Annotated in this window: 20 protein-coding genes; 15 read left to right on the top strand and 5 right to left on the bottom strand. The window is 70.1% G+C overall.

The annotated features are described in order from the left end of the window. Window positions 1–119 precede the first annotated feature (119 nt). Window positions 120–1073, top strand: a complete 954-nt coding sequence (locus IEY12_RS04820) for an AEC family transporter (protein ID WP_188880360.1) — start codon at window positions 120–122, stop codon at window positions 1071–1073. A gap of 360 nt (window positions 1074–1433) precedes the next feature. Here IEY12_RS04820 and argS read toward each other — a convergent pair whose 3' ends face one another. After that, complete coding sequence (argS, locus tag IEY12_RS04815) at window positions 1434–3185, bottom strand: arginine--tRNA ligase (protein WP_188879732.1); 1752 nt, start codon at window positions 3183–3185, stop codon at window positions 1434–1436. Between the two features lie 197 nt (window positions 3186–3382). Next, the gene (locus IEY12_RS04810) at window positions 3383–4096 is read right to left on the bottom strand and encodes an MBL fold metallo-hydrolase (protein WP_188879727.1); all 714 of its coding nucleotides are present in this window, start codon (window positions 4094–4096) and stop codon (window positions 3383–3385) included. A gap of 112 nt (window positions 4097–4208) precedes the next feature. Between IEY12_RS04810 and twy1 the strand changes: the two genes are divergently transcribed. Genes twy1 through IEY12_RS04790 form a run of 4 tightly spaced genes read left to right on the top strand, consistent with a single transcriptional unit; the run spans window position 4209 to window position 7570 of the window. Next, window positions 4209–5150 (top strand): 4-demethylwyosine synthase TYW1, encoded by a 942-nt coding sequence (gene twy1, locus IEY12_RS04805; protein ID WP_188879723.1) that lies wholly within the window; start codon window positions 4209–4211, stop codon window positions 5148–5150. A gap of 57 nt (window positions 5151–5207) precedes the next feature. Continuing rightward, the gene (locus IEY12_RS04800) at window positions 5208–5903 is read left to right on the top strand and encodes a DUF120 domain-containing protein (RefSeq protein WP_188879721.1); all 696 of its coding nucleotides are present in this window, start codon (window positions 5208–5210) and stop codon (window positions 5901–5903) included. After that, window positions 5890–6585 carry a 3,4-dihydroxy-2-butanone-4-phosphate synthase gene (ribB, locus tag IEY12_RS04795; RefSeq protein ID WP_188879718.1) on the top strand — a complete coding sequence of 232 codons (696 nt, stop codon included), beginning with the start codon at window positions 5890–5892 and terminating at the stop codon, window positions 6583–6585. The genes IEY12_RS04800 and ribB overlap by 14 nt, the downstream gene beginning before the upstream one ends. A gap of 40 nt (window positions 6586–6625) precedes the next feature. Continuing rightward, window positions 6626–7570: a branched-chain amino acid transaminase gene (locus tag IEY12_RS04790; protein WP_229870940.1), complete on the top strand. Its 945-nt coding sequence runs from the start codon at window positions 6626–6628 to the stop codon at window positions 7568–7570. 440 nt (window positions 7571–8010) lie between these two features. Here the strand turns inward: IEY12_RS04790 and lysS are convergent, their stop codons facing one another. Together lysS and pyrH are read right to left on the bottom strand one after the other, a co-directional pair. After that, window positions 8011–9657 carry a lysine--tRNA ligase gene (lysS, locus tag IEY12_RS04785; protein ID WP_188879716.1) on the bottom strand — a complete coding sequence of 549 codons (1647 nt, stop codon included), beginning with the start codon at window positions 9655–9657 and terminating at the stop codon, window positions 8011–8013. After that, entirely contained in the window at window positions 9654–10376 is a 723-nt protein-coding gene (pyrH, locus tag IEY12_RS04780; protein WP_188879714.1) for a UMP kinase, read from the bottom strand. The genes lysS and pyrH overlap by 4 nt, the downstream gene beginning before the upstream one ends. A gap of 138 nt (window positions 10377–10514) precedes the next feature. On the opposite strand from pyrH, the gene IEY12_RS04775 reads away from it, so the two are divergent. From IEY12_RS04775 to IEY12_RS04765, 3 genes are all read left to right on the top strand, one after another. Further along, window positions 10515–11303, top strand: a complete 789-nt coding sequence (locus tag IEY12_RS04775) for a molybdopterin synthase (RefSeq protein ID WP_188879711.1) — start codon at window positions 10515–10517, stop codon at window positions 11301–11303. A 272-nt stretch (window positions 11304–11575) separates the two neighbouring features. Continuing rightward, entirely contained in the window at window positions 11576–11836 is a 261-nt protein-coding gene (locus tag IEY12_RS04770; RefSeq protein WP_188880358.1) for a DUF7123 family protein, read from the top strand. Window positions 11837–12080: 244 nt separating this feature from the next. Then, window positions 12081–13178, top strand: coding sequence for a site-2 protease family protein (locus IEY12_RS04765; RefSeq protein ID WP_188879709.1), 1098 nt, complete (start codon window positions 12081–12083; stop codon window positions 13176–13178). Window positions 13179–13184: 6 nt separating this feature from the next. Here IEY12_RS04765 and thiL read toward each other — a convergent pair whose 3' ends face one another. Then, on the bottom strand, window positions 13185–14078 hold the full coding sequence (gene thiL / locus IEY12_RS04760) for a thiamine-phosphate kinase (RefSeq protein ID WP_188879705.1): 894 nt from the start codon (window positions 14076–14078) through the stop codon (window positions 13185–13187). A gap of 94 nt (window positions 14079–14172) precedes the next feature. On the opposite strand from thiL, the gene IEY12_RS04755 reads away from it, so the two are divergent. The 7 genes from IEY12_RS04755 (at window position 14173) to pepF (ending at window position 21391) form a co-directional block, all read left to right on the top strand. Further along, a complete protein-coding gene (locus tag IEY12_RS04755) occupies window positions 14173–15198 on the top strand; it encodes a lysylphosphatidylglycerol synthase transmembrane domain-containing protein (RefSeq protein ID WP_188879700.1) in 1026 nt (341 codons plus the stop codon). Window positions 15199–15237: 39 nt separating this feature from the next. Beyond that, window positions 15238–15693: a 30S ribosomal protein S19e gene (locus IEY12_RS04750; RefSeq protein ID WP_188879698.1), complete on the top strand. Its 456-nt coding sequence runs from the start codon at window positions 15238–15240 to the stop codon at window positions 15691–15693. Between the two features lie 284 nt (window positions 15694–15977). Beyond that, entirely contained in the window at window positions 15978–16337 is a 360-nt protein-coding gene (locus tag IEY12_RS04745; RefSeq protein WP_188879696.1) for a DNA-binding protein, read from the top strand. Between the two features lie 58 nt (window positions 16338–16395). After that, on the top strand, window positions 16396–17268 hold the full coding sequence (locus IEY12_RS04740) for an EamA family transporter (protein WP_188879694.1): 873 nt from the start codon (window positions 16396–16398) through the stop codon (window positions 17266–17268). A 174-nt stretch (window positions 17269–17442) separates the two neighbouring features. After that, entirely contained in the window at window positions 17443–18741 is a 1299-nt protein-coding gene (gene hisS / locus IEY12_RS04735) for a histidine--tRNA ligase (protein WP_188879684.1), read from the top strand. 4 nt (window positions 18742–18745) lie between these two features. After that, a complete protein-coding gene (gene truA / locus IEY12_RS04730; protein ID WP_188879682.1) occupies window positions 18746–19558 on the top strand; it encodes a tRNA pseudouridine(38-40) synthase TruA in 813 nt (270 codons plus the stop codon). Between the two features lie 36 nt (window positions 19559–19594). After that, on the top strand, window positions 19595–21391 hold the full coding sequence (pepF, locus tag IEY12_RS04725) for an oligoendopeptidase F (RefSeq protein ID WP_188879680.1): 1797 nt from the start codon (window positions 19595–19597) through the stop codon (window positions 21389–21391). Window positions 21392–21430: the final 39 nt, after the last annotated feature.

Raw genomic sequence — 21430 nt, 5'->3', positions numbered from 1 at the left:
GCCGGCGCGGACGCTTCGGCGCGAGGTACGACCCCCGCGCCTAAAAACGGCGGGGATTCCGCCGTCCGACCCGAGTGGAAGGGAATTTGTGCCCGAGCGTGAAAGCCCGAGACATGCCGGTGTCGCTCCTCGGCGCGTTCACGTCCGCCATCCTCCCCATCGTCGCCATCGCCGCCGTCGGCGCCCTCATCGGGACGCTCGCGGACGTCGACGTCGGGCCGCTCAACACCGTCGCGCTCACCTTCTTCCTCCCCGCGCTCGTCTTCCACGGCGTCGCCACCACCGACCTGAGCGGCGACGCCGTCGCCACCCTCGTCGGCGCCGTCCTCGCCTACGCCCTCCTCGTCATGGGCCTCGCCTACGTCGCCGGCCGCGCCATCGGCCTCCCCGACTCCCTCCTCTCCGGCGCCGTTCTCGCGAGCGCGTTCCCCAACTCGGGGTTCGTCGGCATCCCGCTCGCCGGCTTCGTCTTCGGCGACCTCGGCGCGACGGTCGCGACGCTCTTCCTCACCACCCAGAGCGTCCTCCTCTACACGCTCGGCGTCTACGTCGTCTCCGCGAGCCACGACGCCGGCGCGGGCGCCGCGAGCGCGCTCCGCGACGTCTTCCGCCTCCCACTCGTCTACGCCGTCGCCGCCGCCGCACTCCTCCGCCTCCTCGGGTGGGTCCCGCCCGTCGAGGGCACGGTCATGACAACTCTCGATAGCGTCGGCTCGGCGTCCATCCCCCTCATGCTCACCGTCGTCGGCATCCAACTCGCCGACGTCGACCTCGGACACCTCCGCCGTGCCGTCTTCCCCAGCGCGCTCAAACTCCTCGTCGCCCCCCTCGTCGGCGTCGCCATCGCGCTCGCCGTCGGCTTCGCGAACCCCGCCGTCGCCAACGTCTTCGTCCTCGAGTGCGCCACCCCCGCCGCCGTCACCCCGCTCGCCATCGTCCTCGCCTACAGCGACGCCGACGACGACCCCGACACCGCCGAGTACATGAGCACCGTCATCTTCGTCACCACCGTTCTCAGCGTCCTCGTCCTCACCGGCCTCGTCGCCGCCATTCGGGGCGGCTACCTCTTCTAAACGAGCTTTTGCTGCGCTCCCTGCGGTCGCTTGCAAAAACTCGATCCAAAGCCGACGTCACCCCTCTTCCGGGGTTCCTCGGCCTCGCCTTCGGCGATTGAACCGCGCGACTGCCGGGCTCTGGCGAGCCGCTCGTCGCGCGGACGCCAGCTCCGACGTTCGGTTCGGCGGCTATCCGCGCGGAACGTCTGCTAGGTGCATTCCGAACTGGACACCAGCGTTCGCGCGAACGAGCGGTCCGGAAGGATCCGGTCGTTCGCGCGATTCACCGGCCGAGCGGAGCGAGGCCGGCCTTTTTCAGCCGTGTTTTTGCCGCGAGCGGTTCGCGCCTCGAGCGAACCCGAGCGGGAAAAAGATGGTCTACATCGAAGTGGGGGCCTCGACGCCGAGGACATCGAGGGCGTTCGCGAGGGTGTGGCGCGCGGCGCGGACGAGCGCGAGGCGCGCACTGCGGACGGCCGGGTCGACGTCGTCGGCGAGGACGGGGCACTCGCGGTAGAAGGCGTTGAAGGCGTCGGCGTACTCGCGGGCGAACGTCGCGACTTGGTGGGGCTCCAAGTCCTCGGCGGCGGCCTCGATGACGCGGGGGAAGCGCGCGGTCTGGCGGAGGAGGGCGATTTCCGCGTCGTCGTCGAGGACGCTCGCGTCGACATCGGCGGGGACCTCGGCGTCGGCGAGGATGCCGCAGGTGCGCGCGTGGGCGTACTGGACGTAGGGCGCGCTCTGCGCCTCGAAGTCGAGCGCTTCCTCCCACTCGAACGTGATCGCCTTCTGGGGCTGCTTGGAGATGATGTCGTAGCGGACGGCGCCCACGCCGACCTGTTCGGCGATGCGTTCGACGTCCTCCTCGTCGAGGTCGTCGTCGCGGATGCGGTCGTCGAGGCGGGATTCGACCTCGTCGCGGGCGCGGCGGATGGCTTCGTCGAGGAGGTCGTCGAGGTCGACGCCGGTGCCGGCGCGCGTGCTCATCTTCCCCTCGGGGAGGTTGACGTAGGAGTAGATGACGTCGTCGAGCTGTGAGACGTCGTTCCCGAGGAGTTCGAGGGCGGCCTGCAGCTGGCCGGCCTGCAGTTTGTGGTCCTCGCCGAGGACGGTGACCGAGCGGTCGTACGCCTCGAACTTCCACTCGTGGTGGGCGAGGTCGCGGGTCGTATATAAACTAGTGCCGTCCGAGCGGAGGAAGACGAGTTTCTTCTCGTAGCCCCACTCGGAGAGGTCGAGCTGCCACGCGCCCTCCTCGAGGACGGCCTCCTCGGTGTCCTTGAGGCGCTCGGCGAGCTCGGTCGTGCTCCCGTCGAGCATGAACTCGGTCTCCTTCACGAACTCGTCGAACTCGGCGGGGAGCCGCAGGAGGCACTCGCGCATCCCGGAGAGGACCTGATCGACGACGCGCTGGACGCGCTCGTACGTCTCCTCCTCGCCCGCCTCTAAGCCCTGCAGGATGGCCTGAATCTCGTCCTCGGCCGCCTCGATGTCCTCGGGGTCGGCCTCTTCGAGGTACTGGTTGCCCTTGCGGTAGTAACGCACGAGGTCGTACTCGATGCGGTCGCGCTCCGGTTCGGAGTCGAGGTCGTCCTCGTCGAACGTCTCGTAGGCCCACGTGAAGACCGCCATCTGCCGGCCGGCGTCGTTCACGTAGTACTCCTTCGTGACGTCGTGGCCGGCGTAGTCCATGAGGCGCGCGACGGCGTCGCCGACGATCGGGTTGCGCGCGCGGCCGACGTGGACGGGCCCCGTCGGGTTCGCGGACGTGTGCTCGACGAGGACGTCTTCGCCGGTCGCGGGGAGGTGGCCGTAGTCGTCGTCGCCGCTCGCTTCGAGCGTGTCCGCGTAGTAGGCGGGCGTCGGGAGGACGTTCACGTACGGGCCCTGCGCGCGGACCGCATCGACGTACGTGAGGCCGTCGACGTCGACGGCGTCGGCGATGCGCGCGGCGACCGCCGGCGGTGCGGCCTCCGCCGCGCCCGCGAGTCGGAACGCCGCGCTGGAGGCGAGCACGGCGTCCACGCCCTCGGGGGGCTCCTCGATACCGAGGTCGTCCGACGGGAGGTCGAGGTCGTCGAGCGCCGCAGTGAGCGCCTCCTCGACCTCCGCGCGGAGTGCTAGGAACATGCTACGGTGTGCGCTACGCGGGCTAAAATGGCTTCCGAAGGCACGCGACGCAGGCCGGTGGAGAGGGACCGCGAGGCGTGCGACCGGTGGGGATACACCCCGTGTCCCGCCCGAAGCAGACGCGTCCGGCGTGCCGGTGCTGTGGCGGGACGGCCCGCGTGTTGCACGGGAGCGTTCCGCCGCGCGCCGCCGCCGTCTCAGAGCGTGACGGTCTCGCCGTCCGCCGGTAGCAGCACGTCGTCCACCGCCTCGCGGAGGTCGTCGCGCTCCAGCAGGCAGTGGTTGATGGCCTCCATGTGGACGGCGACCACCGGGCAGTCCGCGTGCCCGACAACCCGCCGAACGTCCGCGGCGTCCATCGTGATGGGGTCGCCGTCGACGAACTGCGCGGCGCCCGCGTTCACGACGACGCCGTCGGGGTCGTGGGCGTCGATGGCCTCGGGAACCGGGTCGTACCAGACGGTGTCGCCCGCGAGGTAGAGCGTCTCCGCGCCCTCGAGGACGAACCCGCAGACGGGCGCCATCGCCTCGGCGGTGTCGCCGTGGCCGTGGCGCGCGGGCGTCCGGTGGATCGTCACGCCGTCGAACGCCTCGGCGTCCGCGACGGGCCGGACGTCCGTGAGGCCGTCCTCGCGGAAGGCGTCGGCCTCGGCGGGGTTGCAGAAGACGGGCGTGTCGTCGTCGATGGCGTCCGCCCACGCGTCCCAGTGGTCGGTGTGGCGGTGCGTGACGAGCACGGCGTCGTGTTCGAGATCGACGTTCGGCAACTCGACGAGCGGGTTCCGTCGCTGTCGCGGCGTGTTCTCGACGGGCGGGTTCGCGCCGGGCTCCGAGAGCATCGGGTCGACGAAGAACCGGGTGCCGTCGAGTTCGACCACGAGCGTCGCGTGTCGCGCGAGCGTGACGTCCATGCTCCGATACTCACGACCGCCGTCGAGTTGAACCTAGGCGAGGCGGTCCGAGTCGCCGCCTCGGGACGCGGGTCTCGCCACGCTTTTCCCGTCGCGCGCCCCGTCTAGGGGTATGCCCGAGCAGGTGGATTCGCCGAGCTACCACCACGAGAACCACACGGCCGCGCAGACGTGCGGCTGGACGGCGAACGCCCTCCGCGGCGAGGGCACCTGCTACAAGCACGCGTGGTACGGCATTCGCTCCCATCGCTGCATCCAGATGACGCCGGTCGTCCGATGCAACGAGCGCTGCGTCTTCTGCTGGCGCGACCACAACGGCCACGCGTACGAACTCGACGGCGTCGAGTGGGACGACCCGGAGGCGGTCGTCGACGCCTCCATCGACCTCCAGAAACGCCTCCTCTCGGGGTTCGGCGGGAACGAGAACGTCCCGCGCGAGCGCTTCGAGGAGGCGATGGAGCCGAAGCACGTCGCCATCAGCCTCGACGGCGAACCCACCCTCTATCCCTACCTCCCCGAACTCCTCGAGGCCTTCCACGACCGGGGGCTCACGACGTTCCTCGTCTCGAACGGCACCCGACCGGAGGTGCTGGCGGAGTGTGACCCCACGCAGCTCTACGTCTCCGTGGACGCGCCCGAGCGCCACACGTTCGATTCGGTGGTGGGTGCGACGGAGGACGACGCGTGGGAGTCGCTGGTCGACACCCTCGACGTCCTCCACGGGAAGGAGGAGACCCGAACCGTGCTGCGGACGACGCTCGTGAACGGCGAGAACATGACGAACCCGGACTGGTACGCGGGGCTCTACCGGCGCGCGGACCCGGACTTCGTCGAACTGAAGGCCTACATGCACGTCGGGCACTCGCGCGGCCGCCTGGACCGCGACTCGATGCCGTCGCCCGAGACGGTCGAGTCGTTCGCGGCGCGCGTGCAGGAACACATGCCCGAGCATCCCGTGCTGAAGACGCAGGAGGCGTCCTCGGTGGCGCTCCTCGCGCGCGACGAGGAGACGTGGGTGCCCGACCTCGCGCCGGGCGGGGACTTCTACGACTAACTCAATACTGAGACGCTTCCCAAAAGTATTATGCTTGGCTAGGGGCTAGTCGGGCGTATGTCACGGGCAACGCTCGCTGTCGGCTACGACGAACTCGCCGCGCTCAAACTGCTCGCCCTCGACGGCGCGCGACGCGGCGAGGTGAAGGTGTCGTGTGGCGACCTCGCCGGCCGCCTCGACGCCTCCACACAGACCGCCTCCCGGCGCTTGCAGGCGCTCGAGGAGGCCGGCTACGTCGAGCGCGACGTCGTCAGCGACGGCCAGTGGGTCACCATCACGGACGACGGCGACCGCGTCCTCCAGCGCGAATACGAGGACTACCGGCGCGTCTTCGAAACCACCGCCGACCTCGAACTCCGGGGCTCGGTCACTGCGGGAATGGGCGAGGGCCGCCACTACATCTCCCTCCCCGGCTACAAGCGCCAGTTCGAGGAGCGCCTCGGCTACGAGCCGTTCCCCGGGACGCTGAACGTCGAACTCGCCGAGCGCTCCCGCCGCGAGCGCTCCGCCATGGAGTCCTTCGACGGCGTCGACATCGACGAGTGGGAGGACGACGAGCGCACCTACGGCTCCGCCACCTGCTACCCCGCGGTCCTCGAAGCCGACGGCGATACCTACGACCCCGTCCACGTCATCGTCCCCGACCGCACCCACCACGACGAGACGAAGGTCGAACTCATCGCCGCCGACAAGCTCCGCGACGAACTCGGCCTCGCCGACGGTGACGAGGTGATTGTCCATGTCTCACAGTAACCCCGTGCGTGCCGACGGCGAAACCGAATCCGACGGCGAGGGCGCCGCCGAAGCCGCCGTCGCCGCCATCGGACGCGGCGAGCCCGTGCTCGTCCACGACGCCGCAGAGCGCGAGGGCGAAGTCGACCTCATCTACCACGCCGCCGACGTCACGCCCGACGCCGTCGCCCGCCTCCGCAACGACGCCGGCGGCCTCGTCTGCGTCGCGCTCTCCCACGACGTCTGCGAGGCCTTCGACCTCCCGTTCCTCGCGGACGAACTCGACCACCCGAGCGCCACCGACGAGCACCTCGACTACGACGAGCGCGCGTCCTTCAGCCTCACCGTCAACCACCGCGACACCTACACCGGCATCACCGACGACGACCGCTCGCGCACCATCCGCGCGCTCGCCGACGCCGCCGCCGACCCCGATTCGTGCGACTTCGCCGCCGAGTTCCGCGCGCCCGGCCACGTCCACCTCCTCCGGGGCGCCCCCGACGGCGTCGCCGACCGCGAGGGCCACACCGAACTCGGCCTCGCCCTCTGTGAGGCCGCCGGCCGCCCGCCCGCCGCCGTCGTCTGCGAGATGCTCGACGCCGACACCGGTCAGGCGCTTTCCCCCGCAGACGCCCGCCGCTACGCCGACGATAACGGCCTCGTCTACGTCGAAGGCCGCGACCTCCTCTCGTTCCGTCGCTAACGAGGAACGTTCATAACGCCGCGTGCGCAACCGTCTGCCAATGCCTGGCTTCGAACAGATGCGCGCCGAGCGCGACTCCCTCGACACCATCTGGATGAACGGCGAGTTCACCGACTGGGAGGACGCGACGACGCACGTCCTCACGCACGGCCTCCACTACGGCACCGGCGTCTTCGAGGGCGCGCGCTGCTACGACACCGAGAACGGGCCCGCGCTCTTCCGCTGGGACGCCCACGTCGAGCGCCTCTTCGACTCCGCGAAGCCCTACGACATGGAGATCCCCTACACGAAGGAGGAGCTCACCGAGGCCACCCTCGAACTCATCCGGACGAACGAGCTCGAGTCCTGCTACATCCGCCCCGTCGCCTACTTCGGCTACCACCAGCTCGGCGTCTCCCCCGGCGACTGCCCGACCGACGTCGCCATCGCCGCGTGGCCGTGGGGCGCCTATCTCGGCGAGGACGCCCTCGAGAACGGCATCGACGTCATGGTCTCCTCGTGGCGCAAGCACGCCTCCAGCCAGATCCCCACCAACGCCAAGACCAACGGCCTCTACGTCAACAGCCTCCTCGCCGGCGAGGAAGCCCGCCGCAACGGCTACGAGGAAGCCCTCGTCCTCAACAAGGAGGGGAACGTCGCCGAAGGCCCCGGTGAGAACCTCTTCATGGTCCGGGACGGCGAGCTCTACACGCCCGCGCTCTCCGAGAGCATCCTCGACGGCATCACCCGCGACACCGTCATCACGCTCGCCGAAGAACGCGGCTACGACGTCCACGAGACCGCCATCTCGCGCGGCGAACTCAACACCGCCGACGAGCTCTTCTTCACCGGGAGCGCCGCCGAGGTCACCCCCATCCGCAAGGTCGACAACGTCGTCATCGGCGACGGCTCCCGTGGCCCGGTCACCGAGGACCTCCAGTCCGCCTTCTTCGACCTCGTCGAGCGCACGAGCGACGAGCACGACGACTGGTTCACCTACGTCTAAACGACGACCTTTTGCTGTGGGTCGGCTTCGCCGACCCCGGCAAAAGCTCGACCAAAAGCCCACGTCACTCCTTTCAGTCGTTCCTCGGCCTCGCCCTTCGGGCGAGTGAACCGGCGACCTACCGGGTCCTGACGGACCACTCGGTCGCCGGACGCTACTACGCGGTCTGTTCGGCAGTGCTACTGGCGAACGTTCACGTACGAAGCCGGGGCCACCCGGTCCCGTGACTTGAGAGCCCCTGCGGGACGCCCAGCGAAACCGGCGACGCGCCGTCCCGTGTGGCGACGACCAGCGGGAGTCGCCGACCGACCGAGCGGTGAAACCGCGAGCCACGCCGATGCGTCGCCTGTTCGCCCTTTCGCGCCCCGAAACCGCCCGGCGTCGCGCGCCCGCCTATCGCGGCTATCACCGCTGGACGGCCTAGCCGCCCGAGAGACGCCCTATCCCTCGCGGCGCAGGCGCGTCACGACGAACTCCCGGTCGAGGTCCGCGAGGAACTGCCCGAGTTTCGGGCCCTGCTCCTCGTCGAAGAAGAGCCGGTAGCCCGTCGCGAAGAAGTCGCCGATGTCGATGTCGTGGCGCTTCGCGGTCTCGTAGACCTCCCCCTGGAGGGTCTCGCCGTCCGGGTCCTCGTCCTCGATGAAGGCCGCGAGGTCGTCGAGCGCCGCCGCCGTCTCCTCGTCCACGTCGACCGCCGGCATCGTCCGGCGCTCGATGCGGTAGTTGTACTGGTTGTCCGTGCGCTCGGCCCATTCCCGAGCGCGTTCGACGCGTTCGAGGGCCGCCGCGACCGCCTCCTCGCTCGCGTCCTCGGGGATGTGGCCCTCGCGGCGCGCTATCTCCTCGCGCAGCTCCGGGTCCTCGGTCATCCCGAGGACGGCCGCGAACGTGTAGGGGAGGCGGATGCGCTCCTCCTCGACCGCGTCCACGCAGAAGGGGTAGACGCGCTCGGCGAGCTCGACTTCGCGCTCGCTCGCGTCCGCTTCCTCCCCGAAGTAGACGCGTTCGAAGCGGTCGAACTCGTCGACGAGGAGGTCGATCCGCTCGATGGAGAAGTCCCGCGCCTTCTTCGGGTCCTTGCTGAAGAAGTATCGGAGGACCTCCGGCGCCACGAGCTCGAGGACGTCCGAGACGAGGACGACGTTCCCCGCCGAGGAGCTGAAGGGCTCGCCGTCGAGCGTGAACCACTCGTAGACCATCGGCGTCGGGGGCTCGATGTCGAGGACGTTCGCGGCGATGTCCGCGCCGGAGGGCCACGACCCCTCCGCGTGGTCCTTCCCGAACGGCTCGAAGTCGACGCCGAGGATCTTCCACTGCGCCGGCCACTCGAAGCGCCACGGGAGTTTGCCCTCGCGGAGCGTCGCGGTCCCCGCGTGCCCACAGCCCTCGATGGTCTGGTCGCCCGCGTCCATGTCCGTACACTCGTAGTCGACCGTACCCGCCTCGGCGTCGATCGCGGTGACGGTCTCCGTCACCTTCCCGCAGTTCTCACAGATCGGGTTGAACGGGACGTAGGACTCATCGACCTTGTCCTGGTACTCCGCGAGGACCGCCCGCGCCTCATCGGCGTTCGCGAGCAGGTCGCGCGTGACGGCCTCGAACTCCCCGCTCTCGTAGAGCTCGGTGTTCGAGACGGTCTCGACGTCGACACCGAGCAGGGCGGCGGAGCGCTCGATGAGGTTCGAGAAGTGCGCGCCGTAGGACTCACAGCAGCCGAACGGGTCCGGGATCGACGTGTACGGGTGACCGAGGTTCCGGCCGAGCGCGCCCGCGTTCACGTCGCCGAGGTCGACGATGTCGCCGTCGAGGTCCGCGAGCTTCCGCGGGAGGCCGCGAAGCGGGTCGCGGTCGTCCGAGGTGAAGAGCTGGCGGACGTCGTGGCCGCGCTCGCGGAGGACTTCGGCGACGAAGTAGCCGCGCATGATCTCGTTCATGTTCCCGAGATGCGGGACGCCCGACGGCGAGATGCCGCCCTTGATCACGACGGGGTCGTCGCCGCCGCGCTCCTCGACGTGGTCGGCGGCCTCGTCCGCCCAGAAGACGCGCTCGCCGGCGAGCGTCGCGTGCGGGTCGTGCGCGTCGCTCATTCGTCCGCGACCCAGTAGTCCATCCCCGCGTCGCTCCCGTCGGGGACGATGTCGGTGCCGTCGTGCTCGCCGCGGAGGACGGCGTCGAGGACGTCCTCGGGGTCGGTGCCGTCGAGGACGATGGTGCGGACGCGCGAGCGCTCGATGAGCTTCGCGGCGAGCAGGTCGACCGGGGCGCTGCTCCCGGCGCTCATCTCGATGTCCGCGATGACGTCGACGAGCTCGGCGGGCGTGATGCGCTCGTAGCGCTCGGCGTCCTCGTCGGTCTTCGGGTCGGCGCTGTAGACGCCGGGGACGCTCGTCGCGTAGACGAGCAGGTCGGCGTTCGTGTACTCGGCGAGCGCGGCGCTCACCGCGTCCGTCGTCTGGCCGGCGGTGACGCCGCCCATGATGGCGACGTCGCCGCGCCGCATCGCCTCGCCGGCCTCCTCGTAGTTCTCGGCGGGGCTGGGTGCGGCGTCGTCGCCGAGCGCGGCGATGAGGAGCTGGGCGTTCAGCCGCGTGACGGAGATGCCGATGTCGTCGAGCTCGACCTCGTTCGCGCCGAGCTTGCGCGCGGTCTTGATGTAGTTCCGTGCGACACCACCACCGCCGACGACCGCGCCGACGGAGCATCCTTCGTCGACCAACTGGTCGATGACGTCGGCGTACTGCTCGACCCGCTCGTGGGCGAGGTCGGGCGCGAGCACGCTCCCGCCGACGGAGACGACGACTCTCATAATTATCGCGAGTTAGCTCTGTCGCGGCCTTAAGGATTGTCAAGCGCCGACGCCGGCGTTCGCCGTCACGACACGGCGTCTCACGGCTCTCCGTCGAGCGGCGAAACCGACAAACCCCGCGCTCTCCTTCGCGGGGACATGTACGCACTGGACGTGGCCACGTCTGCGGGCCGCGACCCCTCGCCCATCGTCGACCGACTCCGCGACGCGTTCGCCGACCGCGGCCGCGTCGCGGTCGTCCGCCGCGACGCGACGCTGGACGCGCCGACCCACACGACCGTGCGCGTCGGCGACGGCGGGGTGCGCTCGACGGCCGCGACGCCGGTCGACCTCGAGGACGTCCTCGACGACCTCGCGGCGACGCACGACTACGCGATCACCGTCGGTTTCCCGGACGCGGCGCTCCCGCGGCTCGCGCTCGGCGATATCGACGCGGCCGACCCGCTCATGCACGCGAACGACGCGGCGGATGTGGACGTCGCGGCCGTGGCGGACGCGCTCGAGGCGACGGAGCCCTACGAGTCGCTCGCGTCGCTCGTCGCGCGAGCGAAACGCTCCCCGGACGCCGAGTTCTCCGGGGCAATCGCGACGTTCACCGGCCGCGTCCGCGCGAAGGAGGGCCCGGAGGACGCCCCGACGGAGGCGCTGGAGTTCGAGAAGTACGACGGCGTCGCCGAGGAGCGACTCGCCGAGATCACCGCCGACATCGAGGCGCGCGAGAGCGTCCACGAGGTGTTGCTCCACCACCGGACGGGCCGTATCGAGGCGGGCGCGGACATCGTCTTCGTCGTCGTGCTCGCCGGCCACCGCCGCGAGGCCTTCCGCGCCGTCGAAGACGGAATCGACCGCCTGAAGGACGAAGTCCCGCTGTTCAAGAAGGAAGTGACGGTCGACGAGAGCTTCTGGCGCCACGAGCGCGACGCCTGACGCGCGGCACGCCGACCGCGCGCGCCGCCCGAGTCGCCCCGAACCGACGCGGGCTGTCGGCAAAACGCCGTGCCACTAGATACCGTGCGCGGAGCCACCTCAGACACGACGTTACGGATTCAGAGACGTTTGTAAAACGTCTCGTGCTCTCTGAGGGGGTTTTGAATAGTCCGTGAATCGTCGCGAAACACGTTTTGACCGTCGAAGGAACGCGAAACGACCCTAGCGTTCCTGCCCTTATACGATGCCTCGGGCGATAGGGTGAGATGGCCATGAGCGCAACTGCCCAGCCCTCCACGGACGAGCCCGCGAACGAGTCGGTCGACAAGGAGTCTCGCCTCCGCTCCTACCTGCGCGAGAAGGCCGCCGACGGCGAGCTCTACTTCAAGAGCAAGTTCATCGCCGAGGACGTCGACCTCTCCGCGAAGGAGATCGGCGCGCTGATGGTGAAGCTCAGCGACTCCGCCGACGACCTCGTCATCGAGAAGTGGTCCTACACGTCCGCGACCACGTGGCGCGTCCAGCACGCCTGAACGATCCCTGAACACGACGAACCGCACCGCCGCCCGAACGCATCAGTCCCCGCCCCCTCCGCTCGGCGTCGTCGCCCGATCGGCGTCGAGTCGAAGCCCCGTTCTCTCACCCCGTCACGAACAGCCGTGTCGCTCGGCTCCGCACTCACGCTCGCATTCCTTCCGGCCTCTTCACCGTCGCGACGAAGGTGGGCCGCCTCGGTCTTTGGAACCACTTAACCGCATTCGTCCCCTACTCGGGCGTATGTCGGCGGAGTTCTCCGACGCCCCCGCGCCCCGCGCGCTCTCGTCGGTCTTCTACGTCTACGACGTCGTCCGCGAGGGCGACGAACTCGTCTACTACGGCGAACCGCTCGTCGACCAGCGGACGCTCCACCAGACCGCGTGGCCGCTCTTCGACGAGCGCGGCTACGAGGTCAGCATCGAGTCCCGCCCGGGCGAGACGGTGCTCGTCGCCGAACCCGCCCGCGAGTCGGGCGCGGCGTTCCCGTGGACGAACGTCGCGCTCGCCGTGCTTACCGTCCTCACGACGCTCTACGCGGGCACGCAGTGGTACCACGTCGACCCGCTCTCGCTCGACGTCGTGCGCGCGCTCCCGTTCGTCGCCGCCGTCATGGGCGTCCTCGGCGTCCACGAGTTCGGCCACTACCTGATGAGCCGCTACCACGACGTCGACGCCAGCCTCCCCTACTTCATCCCCATCCCGTTCACGCCCATCGGCACGCTCGGCGCCGTCATCAAGATGAAGGGCGTGATGCCCGACCGGAAGGCGCTCTTCGACATCGGCGTCGCCGGCCCCGTCGCCGGCCTCGTCGCCACGATCGTCGTCAGCGCCGTCGGCCTCCTCCTCCCGCCGATCAGCGTCCCCGCCGCACCCGCAGGCACGGTCAGCATCGCGTTCGGAAACCCGCCGCTCCTCCGGGGTATCGCGTGGCTCCTCGGCCAACCCCTCGCGTACGGCGACGGCCTCGCGGTGAGCCCCGTCGTCTTCGGCGGTTGGGTCGGGATGTTCGTCACCTTCCTCAACCTCCTCCCGGTCGGCCAGCTCGACGGCGGGCACGTGATGCGCGCCGTCTTCGGGCCGTCCTACGAGCGCGTCGCGCCGCTCGTCCCCGGCGCGCTCTTCGGCCTCGCGGGCTACGTCTACTTCGCGCTCGACGCGCCCAACGGCGCCACCGTCTGGCTGATGTGGGGCGTCATCACGTCCGTCTTCGTCTTCGTCGGCACCGCCCACCCGGCTAACGAGGAGCCGCTCGACCGCAAACGCCTCGTCGTCGCGGGCGTCACGCTCCTCCTCGGCCTCCTCTGCTTCATGCCCGTCCCCATCCGCATCGTCGGCTGACCCGGCCTACTCGCCGTGCGTGTAGCCGACGTCCGGGAGCTCCTCGCCGTCCAGCGTCACGCCCGACTCCGTGACGTCGCCGACGACCGTCAGCGGGACGTCGAGCAGGCCGCGAACCGCCTCGACGGCGTCCGCGGGGAGCGTACACACGAGCTCGAAGTCCTCGCCGAACGTCGCCGCGCGCCACAGCCGGTCGTCGGAATCAGCGCCCGCTCCCGCGGCCGCGTCGCTGCCTCTGAGCTCGCCCGTCACCGGCACCGCGTCGCCCTCAACGGCGAAACCCACGCCGGAGGCCTCGGCGAGCTGGTGGAGCGAGCGCGCGAGGCCGTCGCTCGAATCCATCATCGCCGTCGCGTTCCCCCGGAGCGCGACCCCGGCGGCGACGCGCGGCGTGAACCGGAAGAGGTCGTTCGCCCGCTCCGTCTCGCCGGCCGCGAACGCGTCGAGCGCGGCGGCGCTCCGACCGAGCGCTCCCGTGACCGCCACCACCTCACCGGGCGAGGCGCCGTCGCGCGTCACCGGGGCGGCCGTCTCGCCGAGCGCCGTCGTCGCCACCGTGAACTCGTCGTGGTCGTCGAGGTCGCCGCCCACGTACTCGGCGCCCACGCGCTCGCAGACGTCGAGTGCGCCCCGCACGAACGCCTCGACGTCCCCGCTCTCGAAGTCGGGCGCGCCGTAGACGCCGACCGCGCCCGTCGCGTCCGCCCCCATCGCCGCGACGTCCGAGAGCGACGCGCCGACCGCACGCCACCCCGCCGTGTACCGCGTCGTCCCGGCCGGGAAGTCCGTCGTCTCGTGGAGCATGTCGATGGTCACGACGGTCGACCCCACGACCGCGGCGTCGTCGCCCGCCGCGTCCACGAGGTCGCCGACGAGCGCGAGCGCCGCCCGTTCGTCCATACCCGCACCTCTCCGCCCGCCCTCAAAACGCCACCGTTTCACACACCCGCGCGGGCGGTGCTTTTAGGCGCCAGCCCCGAGACGTTCGGGTCGGATGGAGTTCGATACGCGGACGATATTCGTCGGGTTCCTCGGCGCCGTCGCCGTCCTCGCGGCGCTCCTCTGGGTCGTCGGCATCGGCGAAACCCGGCGGGTCCTCGGCCTGCTCTCGCCCGCCGTGCTCGCCGTGATCCTCCTCGTCGGGGTCGTCTGGCTCGTCGCGTGGGGGCTCGCCCTCCGGCGGGTCCTCGGCGCCCTCGGCGTCACCGCGAGCGCGGCCGACGGCTTCCTGCTCTACGCCGCCGCCGCGTTCGCGAACAACGTCACGCCGTTCGGGCAGGCCGGGGGCGAGCCGTTCAGCGCGCTCCTCATCTCGCGCGCCACCGACAGCGAGTACGAAACCGGCCTCGCCGCCATCGCCAGCCTCGACACGCTCAACTTCGTCCCCTCGATCCTCCTCGCGCTCGTCGGGCTCAGCTACTACGCCGCGCGATTCACCGTCGGCGACAGCGTCCGCCTCGTCCTCGGCGTCGTCGTCCTCCTCGCCGTCGGTATTCCCGCTCTCGCCTACGTCGGCTGGCGGAACCGCCACGCCGTCGAAGCCCGCATCGTGCGCCTCGTCCACCCCGTCTGGAGCGCGCTCGGCCGGCGCCTCCCGGTTCTCGGCGTCCCCAACCGCGAGAGCGTCAGCCGCCGCATCGACGGCTTCTTCCGCGCCATCGAGCGCGTCGCCACCAGCCGCCGCGACCTCGCGGTCGCGCTCACCTACTCCACGCTCGGCTGGCTCTGCATGTGCCTCGCGCTCGCCCTCTCCCTCCGGGCGCTCACCCCGATGACGGACGTCGGCGCCGCCGTCGTCTTCGTCGTCGTCCCCGTCGCCTCCATCGCGAGCATCACGCCGCTCCCCGGCGGAACCGGCGGCGTCGAGGCCGCCATCGTCCTCCTCCTCGTCCCCATAACCGGCATCTCGGCGGCCACCGCGACGTCCGCCGCGCTCGTCTTCCGGGGTGCGACCTACTGGTTCCCCATCCTCCTCGGGGGTGGTGCGACCGCGTGGCTCGAAGCGCGGACGGGGCGCTAACGATGGGTTTAACCCTCGGCACCGAGCACTAGTCGCGTAATGGCAACCCTCTACGATGCCCCGACGGACGAGCTCCTCGAAGCGCTCACCGACGAACTCGACGGCCGACTCGACGCCCCCGCGTGGGTCGAGTTCGCGAAGTCCGGCCACGACCGCGAGATGCCGCCCCAGCAGGAGGACTTCTGGGCGCGCCGCGCCGCCAGCCTCCTCCGTAAGGTCGCCGTCGACGGTCCCGTCGGCGTCGAGCGCCTCAGCACCGAGTACGGCTCCCTGACGAAGGGTTCGACGCGCTACCGCGTCAGCCCCGCCGAGAAGACCGACGGCTCGAAGAACGTCATCCGGACCATCCTCCAGCAGCTCGAGGACGAGGACCTCGTCGAGACGCAGGGCGTCGAAGGACGCATCGTCACCGCCGAGGGCCGCAGCCTCCTCGACGACACCGCCGGTGACGTCCTCGAAGAGCTCGACCGCCCCGAACTCGAGCGCTACGTCTAACGCGTCACACACCGCATCGCCCGCCAACCGCTCCCGACGCGAGGCCTCGTCAGCCCGCGTGCGTCGGACCGCCGCACACCGCGTGCGGCGGCACCCCGTTCGTAGAGGGAGTCCCCGAATTTTCGTCTTACCGTTTCGCGTTCGCGAGCCATCGGCTTGCGGAGTTTTTGGTCCAGATTTTTCGAGGAGAGGGTCGCGCCGGCGCGACCCGGAGGGAAGAACGGCCCCTGCAGGATCCGCCACCCAACTAAGGCTTTTTCCCGTTCGAGCGGCTACGTGGGCGTATGAGTGAGAACCCGGACGACGACCGACTCGAGGAGCTTCGCAAGCAGAAGAAGGAGCAGCTGAAGCAGCAACAGCAGGAGGGCGGCGCCGCCGGGGGCGAGCAACCACAGCAGCAGGCCTCGCAGCAGGCCGAACAGCAGAAGAAGGCGATGCTCCGCCAGTACCTCTCGGACGGGGCGCGCCGGCGGCTGAACTCGGTGAAGATGAGCAAGCCCGAGCTCGCCGAGCGCGTCGAACAGCAGGTCGTCGCGCTCGGACGCTCCGGGCGGATTCAGGACCAGCTCGACGAGGACCAGATGAAGGAGCTGCTGCGGGAGCTGAAGCCGGACTCGAAGTCCTTCGACATTCAGCGGCGCTGAGCGGGCGATTGAGAGCGAAACCGAACGGGTTTTTCGTCTTGGCGGCCGATACCCGCTAATGGTCTCGGGTATCGCCACCGCCGTTCTCGCCGCCTTCGTCTGGGGCGGCTACCTCTACGCGCTGAAACGCTACTTCTCGGCGTACTCGGGCGCGGTCGTCGCGGTGGTGATGAACGTCTGCGCGACGCTCTGGTACCTCCCGACGGCCGGGCTCTACCTCGGCGGGTTCCCGTCGCTCCCGCCGCTCGACGCGATGGGCGCGCTCGTCACGCTCGGGACGATAGCGCTCGCCGCTGCGGGCTTCCTGACGTTCATGCACGCCATCGCGGACGGTGACGTCTCGCTGGTCGCACCCGTCGCGAAGGTGGTGCCGGTGTTCGTCCTCCCGCTCGAAGTCCTCTTCTTGCAGGAGGCGTTCGGCCCCCTGCAGGTGCTCGGCGTGGTCTTCGCCACGGCCGCGATCTACCTCGCGAACTACGAGGGCGGCCCGCTCCTCGAGCCGTTTCGGAACCTCGCGTCCTCGCGCGCCGTCCAGCTGGCGTTGCTCTCCGCGATGTGTTACGCGGTGAGCGACGTCGGGAAGCGCCTCGTCCTCCAGGACATCGACGTCCCGGGGTCGGTCTGGATCCCGCTGAGCCTCGTCGGCGCCGCCGCCATCCTCTCGCCGATCGCCTATCGCGACTGGCCGGCGGGCGGGATCCGCGAGGACCTCCCGTTGTTCGTCGCGGCGGCGGCCGTCGTCGTCGTCGGGCGCGTCCTCACGACGGTGACGTTCTCCGTGACGTCCGCGTCGGTCGCGGCCACCATCATCAACGCGCAGGCCGTCGTCGCCGTCGTTCTCGGAGGGTACCTGCTCGCGGAGGACGGCTTCCGGACGCGCCTCGCCGCCGCTGCGCTCGCCGTGACGGGGATCGCGCTCATCGCGAGCTAGGCGCTGCCTACGCCAGCGCCGAACGCGCGAGCGCGGGCGTGAGCGAGACGCGAACTGGCCGATCCCGTAGGTATCGGTGAGACGCGAGCGAGGAGGGACGACCCGCGAACTGGGAGAGCGCGCGAGCGTCGCCGAAGGACAGGCTTGAAGCGCGCCGGCACCGAACACGCCCGTATGTACGACCGGCTCAAGGGATTCCGGGACTTCTACCCCGGGGAGATGCGCGCTCGACGGGAGGCGATGGACGCCGTCGAGGACGCGGCGCGGCGCTACGGCTTCCGCGAGATCGGGACGCCGGCCATGGAGCGCGCGGAGATGTGGACGGACAAGTCCGGGGGCGACATCGTCACCGAGCTCTACGACTTCGAGGATCAGGGCGGGCGACACGTCACGCTCACGCCCGAACTCACGCCGACGGTGGCGCGGATGGTCGTCGCGAAACAGCAGGCGCTCTCGAAGCCCATCAAGTGGTACTCGACGCGCGACTTCTGGCGCTACGAGGAGCCCCAGTCCGGGCGCAACCGGGAGTTCTACCAGACGAACGTCGACCTCTTCGGGTCGAGCGAGCCCGAGGCGGACGCCGAGGTGCTGGCGACGGCGGCGGACGCGCTGACGGGTCTCGGGCTGACGGGCGAGGACTTCGAGTTCCGCGTGAGCCACCGCGACGTCCTCGGCGGCGTGCTGAACAGCTTCGACGCGGACGTCCAGACGCGGGACGCCATCCGCGTCGTGGACAAGCGCGCGAAACTCGACCACGACGACTACGTCGACCGCCTCGCGCGCACCGGCCTCTCGGTCGCGCAGGCGGAGGCGTTCGACGACGTCATCGCGTCGAACGACCTCGAGGACCTCGTCGCGTTCGCGGACACCGAGCGCGTCACGAGCGCGGTGAAGAACCTCCGCGCGGTCCTGCGGGCGACCGAGGACTACGGCGTCCGGGAGTACGTCGACGTCTCGCTCTCGACGGCGCGCGGCCTCGACTACTACACGGGCGTCGTCTTCGAGTGCTTCGACTCCACCGGCGAGGTCGGGCGCTCGGTCTTCGGCGGCGGGCGCTACGACGACCTCATCGAGTCCTTCGGCGGCCAACCCACCCCCGCCGTGGGGTTCGCGACGGGCTACTCGACGCTGCCGCTCCTCTGCCAGCGCGCGGGCGTCTGGCCGGAAGAGGCGGTCCGCACGGACTACTACGTCCTCCAGGTTGGCGATGTCCGCGAGGAGGCGGCGGGCGTCGCGCGCGCCCTCCGCGAGCGCGGCCACGTCGTCGAGACCGACGTCTCGGGGCGCTCCTTCGGCTCGCAGATGAACTACGCGGACTCCATCAACGCCGACACGGTCGTCATCGTCGGCGAGCGCGACCTCGAGGAGGGGAACGTCACGGTGAAGGACATGGCGTCGGGCGACCAGACGCAGGTCCCGCTCGAGGCGTTCCCGGGCGACCACGACGAACCCCGCTACGACGACTTCGAGTAGGCGGATGCGCCGCGCGTTCCGCCTCGCCTACGACGGCCGGCCGTTCTACGGCTTCCAGCGCCAGCCGGCCGTCCCCACCGTCGAGGACGCGTTCTTCGACGCGCTCCGCGCGCTCGACGTGCTCGACGCGGGCGACGAGCGGCCGCCGGGCTACGCGGCCGCCGGGCGGACCGACCGCGGCGTCTCGGCGCGCGCGCAGACGGTCGCCCTCGACTGCCCCGACTGGCTGACGCCGCGCGCGCTGAACGCCGAGCTCCACGACGCCGTCTGGGCGTGGGCGCACGCGGCCGTCCCCGCCGACTTCCACGCGACCCACCACGCGCGCTACCGCGAGTACGTCTACCACCTCTACGCGCCCGACGCGGACGCCGAGCGGGCGCGCGCGGCCGCCCGCACCCTCTCGGGCGCCCACGACTTCCACAACCTCACGAGCGACGCGACGGGCACCGAACGCGACCTCTCGCTTACCGTCGACCCGGACGGCGACTTCCTCGCGTTGCGGGCGCGCGCCGGCGGCTTCCCGAGGGGACTCGTCCGCCGCCTCGCCGCGCTCGTCCACGCCGTCGCGACGGGCGCCACACCGCTCTCGAAGGTCGAGCGCGTCCTCGGCGCCGACGAGCTCGACGGCCCCGAGGGCGTCCCCGAGGCCGCGCCCGAGCCGCTCGCCCTCGTCGACGTCGGCTACGGCGACGCGTCGTTCGAGACGGACGAGCGGGCGGCCGCCGACACCCGCGCGTTCTTCGCGGACGAGCGCGCTCGCCACCGCGCGCTCGCGCGGGTCGCGGACACCGTCGCTGCGGACCTGTCGGAGCGGTGAGGAACGCTTAACAGCGCTCCGATTCACGACTCGACAATGAGTAGCGTCCCCGAACGCGAGGAGATCGAGTCGGCGTACAAGTGGGACCTCGACAGCGTCTACGACTCCACGGAGGAGTGGGAGACGGAGTTCGAGTGGGCGAAGGAGCGAATTTCGGCGCTGAAGGAGTACGAGGGGCGCGTCGCCGAGGACGGCGAGACGCTCCTCGAGTTCTTGGAGGCGTACGAGGAGGTCGCGCGGACCGTCTCGACGCTCTCGTCGTACGCGCGGATGCGCTCGGACGAGGACACGCGGAACCAGGACGCACAGGGACTGAAGTCCCGGGGGTCCGCGCTCTCCTCGCAGCTCTCGGCGGCGACGAGCTTCCTCGAACCCGAACTCCAGTCGCTCTCGCGCGACGAACTTGAGGCGATGGTCGCCGAGACGCCGGGGCTCGAACTCTACGAGCACTACCTCGACGACGTCTTCCGGATGAAGGCGCACACGCGCTCGGCGGAGGTCGAGGAGCTCATCTCCGAGTTCGGCGAGGTACTGGGGGCGTCCAGCGACATCTACGGGATGCTCACGAACGCCGACCTCGAGTTCCCGACCGTCGAGGACCCCGACGGCGAGGACGTCACGATCACGCAGTCGAACTTCACGACGCTCCTGAAGGAGCGCGACCGCGAGTTCCGACGCACCGTTCACGAGTCCTTCTACGACCGCATCTCGGAGGTGCGGAACACGATCGGCTCCTCTTTGCAGTACTCGACGAAGTCGGACGTGAAACTGGCGCGCGCGAGGAACTACGACACCGCTCGGGCGGCCGCGCTCGACGGCCCGAACATCCCCGAGGAGGTGTACGACAACCTCGTCGCGACGGTTCGCGAGAACCTCGACGCGCTCCACCGGCACGTCGACCTGAAGGAGCGCGCGCTCGGCGTCGACGAGCTGGAGATGTACGACGTCTACATGCCGCTGACGGACGCCGAGGAGCCCGACATCGACTACGGAACGGCCTGCGACCACATCGTCGAGGCGGTCGCGCCGCTCGGCGAGGACTACCAGTCGCGGGTCGCCGAGGGCCTCGAGTCGGGCTGGGTGGACGTCTACGAGAACCGGGGCAAGCGCTCGGGCGCGTACTCCGGCGGCACGTACGACACCCAGCCGTTCATCCTGATGAACTACCAGGGCGACCTCGACTCGGTCTACACGCTCGCGCACGAGCTCGGACACTCCCTGCACAGCCAGCTCTCGAGCGAGCACCAGCCCTACGTCTACAACGACTACGAGATCTTCGTCGCGGAGGTCGCCTCGACGGTGAACGAGAGCCTCCTGACCCACCACCTGCTGGAGACGACGGACGACGACGCGCTACGCGCCCACGTCCTCGACCAGTACCTCGAACGCTTCCGCTCGACGCTCTTCCGCCAGACGCTGTTCGCGGAGTTCGAGCACACGATCCACACGATGGAGGAGAACGGCGAGCCGCTGACGCCGGACGCGCTCGACGAGGTGTACGGCGACCTCAAGCGCGAGTTCTACGCGAACGCCGCCGTCGACGACCGCATCGTTCGGGAGTGGATGCGCATCCCGCACTTCCACTACAGCTACTACGTCTACCAGTACAGCACGGGCATCAGCGCCGCCGTCGCGCTCACGCAGGACATCCTCGCGGGCGACGCGGACGCCGCGGAGGCGTACGTCGACTTCCTGCAGAGCGGCTCGCGCAAGTACCCGCTCGAACTGCTCCGGGACGCCGGCGTCGACATGTCCTCGCCGGCACCCATCGAGTCCGCCATCGACGTCTACCGGGAGTACCTCGACCGCTCGGAGGACCTGCTCCTCGCGTAACGCCGCGTCTCAGGGCCGCGAACCCCGGTTCGTGTCCGT

Origin of the sequence: Halarchaeum grantii (genome assembly GCF_014647455.2) — an archaeon.
Taxonomy (GTDB): domain Archaea; phylum Halobacteriota; class Halobacteria; order Halobacteriales; family Halobacteriaceae; genus Halarchaeum; species Halarchaeum grantii.
This window is presented reverse-complemented; position numbering and strand designations above follow the sequence as displayed.